At 63.5% G+C, this 2,388-nt stretch carries 5 protein-coding genes and 1 pseudogene; 3 read left to right on the forward strand and 3 right to left on the reverse strand.

Annotated elements, in window-relative coordinates; genetic code table 11:
• Positions 1-99 precede the first annotated feature (99 nt).
• Positions 100-846: pseudogene (locus ACH107_RS32020) on the reverse strand (phage tail tape measure protein); the annotation flags it as partial.
• Positions 847-916: 70 nt separating this feature from the next.
• Here ACH107_RS32020 and ACH107_RS32025 point away from each other — a divergent pair.
• From ACH107_RS32025 to ACH107_RS32035, 3 genes are read left to right on the forward strand one after another with little or no spacing between them, the layout of a single operon-like run.
• Positions 917-1,129 carry an AbrB/MazE/SpoVT family DNA-binding domain-containing protein gene (locus ACH107_RS32025; RefSeq protein ID WP_412509663.1) on the forward strand — a complete coding sequence of 71 codons (213 nt, stop codon included), beginning with the start codon at positions 917-919 and terminating at the stop codon, positions 1,127-1,129.
• Complete coding sequence (locus tag ACH107_RS32030) at positions 1,129-1,509, forward strand: type II toxin-antitoxin system VapC family toxin (protein ID WP_412509664.1); 381 nt, start codon at positions 1,129-1,131, stop codon at positions 1,507-1,509. The genes ACH107_RS32025 and ACH107_RS32030 overlap by 1 nt, the downstream gene beginning before the upstream one ends.
• A complete protein-coding gene (locus tag ACH107_RS32035) occupies positions 1,506-1,808 on the forward strand; it encodes a HigA family addiction module antitoxin (protein ID WP_412509665.1) in 303 nt (100 codons plus the stop codon). The genes ACH107_RS32030 and ACH107_RS32035 overlap by 4 nt, the downstream gene beginning before the upstream one ends.
• Here ACH107_RS32035 and ACH107_RS32040 read toward each other — a convergent pair.
• Positions 1,779-1,952 carry a hypothetical protein gene (locus tag ACH107_RS32040; RefSeq protein ID WP_412509666.1) on the reverse strand — a complete coding sequence of 58 codons (174 nt, stop codon included), beginning with the start codon at positions 1,950-1,952 and terminating at the stop codon, positions 1,779-1,781. The genes ACH107_RS32035 and ACH107_RS32040 overlap by 30 nt on opposite strands.
• 167 nt (positions 1,953-2,119) lie before the next feature.
• Positions 2,120-2,302: a hypothetical protein gene (locus tag ACH107_RS32045; RefSeq protein ID WP_412509667.1), complete on the reverse strand. Its 183-nt coding sequence runs from the start codon at positions 2,300-2,302 to the stop codon at positions 2,120-2,122.
• Positions 2,303-2,388: the final 86 nt, after the last annotated feature.

A 2,388-nucleotide genomic window follows, 5' to 3' on the forward strand; every position in this document is an offset into this window, starting at 1 on the left:
GGATTTCTTGTTCATCTTCGCTCCTTGATGGCTGCGATGAACCAGAAATCCTCCGTTACGAAAACATCAAATCTGTCCCATGGGTGCTGACGTCAGACAAGCAATCCGGTTGCGCACCCCCGTAAACACCTGGCCGATACGGACCAGCGCCAATTCAGACCGGCGCATCGCGGCAATGGCATCTGCGTCGAGCACTGCCCCCAATGCCTGCGCCTGTGCCCCCAGCCGCGTCATCTCCGCGCCGCCGTTTTGCAAAAGCGGGATCAGCCGCGTCGCGTCCGAGGCCATGGCCTCGAGATAAAACGTCATTTCCTGCTGGCTGACGCCCGCCTTTTCCAAGCTGTCCACGTAGAGCTGCAACGCCTCAGGCCCCGAGAGCCGGGCAAACTGATCCGCCGTCACCCCCACGCGCGGCGCTATGGTCTCAAAGAAGTCCGCCATCGGGCCGCCACCCGTTTGCAGGAAGTCGCCAACCCGGTCGTTCACGTCCCTAAGGATATCGGCGAGTTTGCCCTGCTCGATCCCCACCGTGGCCGAGGCCGCAGACCAGCGCTGGAACACCTCTGGGGCCGCATTGGCCACCCCGGAGAGCTGATCGATCTCATTGGCGGCCGCAACCGTGGAGCGCGTCATTGCAACAACGGCCCCGGCCAGGGCCGCCGCGGCGGCTGTGGCCGCAACCCGCGCGCGGCGCGCAAAGGCCGCCATCCGGGCATTGGCCTGGTCCAGCTCGCGGCTCAGGCGCCCCATGCCGCGCGTGCCCGCCTTGCCGACCCCCTCGAGCTCGGCGCGCACTTGCCGGCCGCCGGTCGCAGAGAGGCGGACGGAGACATTTTTGGTGGCCATGGCTCAGGCTCCTTGCGAGGGCGGGTGCGCGGTCTTACGTTTTGCGCAACGATACAGAGAAAGTACAATCATGGCTGAGACCGCAACGCTGTCCTCGAAGTTTCAGATCTCTATTCCCAAGGCGATCCGGTCTGCGCAGCACTGGGACGCCGGGCTGACCTTCACATTCATCCCCAAAGGCACAGGCGTGCTGCTGGTTCCGATCCCGGACCGCGCGGCACTCGAAGGGATCGCGCGTGGGGCAGATCCTTCCCAATACCGCGATCGCGCGGATCGCGTCTGATGATACTCGTCGACACATCAGCCTGGATCGAATGGCTCATCGGCTCCGAGACAGGTGATTTGATCGCGCCACAGCTGCCGGAACAAAGCGCATGGGTGGTTCCGACCATGGTGCAACTCGAACTCGCCAAATGGCTTACACGCGAGATCGACGAAGACCGGGCCGATCAGGTCATTGCCTTCACCCAAATCTGCCAAGTCGTGCAGCTCGATACCGAGATCGCCCTGACCGCTGCTGATGCCAGCCGAGCGCATGCCCTGGCCACTGCAGACGCAATCATATTTGCCACTGCGCGCACCACGGGCGCTGCGCTGCTGACCTGCGACAAACACTTCGCCGGTCTGCCAGATGTCACGCTCATCGAGAAGGTTTCTGCATGAGTGACCCGGCACAGTTACAAACCCGCCCGCTGCACCCCGGCGCCGTCCTCGCAGAACTCTATCTGGCCCCGCTTGATATGCGCATTTCGACGTTGGCCACACGTCTGTACCTGCCCCGCAGCCGGATCGCGCGGCTTGTCAAAGGTCAGACCGCCATCACGGTCGACACCGCCATGCGGCTGGCGCGGTTTTTTTCGACGACACCGGAGTACTGGATGAACCTCCAGCGCGCCTGGGATCTGGCCCGCGCCCGTGAGACGATCGATGTGTCAGGTATCAAGCCCTTCGAAGCCGCCTGACCCGGTTTCTTCGTTTGTCTTGCGCACCATCACCGCCTCGATGGCCGGCAGCAATTCCGCGACCGCACTGGGACACACCCCGAGTGCCGCCCCAAGCTGCAGCGCCGCCCCCATGTCCCAGCCCAGGATAGCCCCGCCGCTCATGCCGCCCGCGATACGCAGCTGCCCGCTCAGGCGTTGGACCAGGTCCCAGACCTGCCAGCCTTCGAGTGTGCGTGGCGCGTGAAGTGTGCGCGGGCATTCCGGGCAGGCAGAAGAACATGCGGCGCAATAGTCACCGCCCCCGCCGAACTCCCAGTCGGCGAGCGCGGTCAGGCGTTTTTTTCCTGCTCCAGGATCAGCGCACCCGCGATATACTCTGTCTGGAACGCCTCGAAGATCGGCCAAATCTCCAGAAGCGCGTCGATGCCTTCAGGTGTCAGAGGCAGAGGCGTGCCATCCGCATCGCCCACACCCTCCCAGTCCTGTACGACGATGCGCGTGGGTTGGGGCACGGTTTCCTGAGACAGTTCATAGCGCTACTTTTCCATCGAAGGAGAATGGACCATGGACGACAAGAACAGCTCGACACTTGGCGCGA

Source organism: Roseovarius halophilus (ex Wu et al. 2025), from assembly GCF_047086965.1.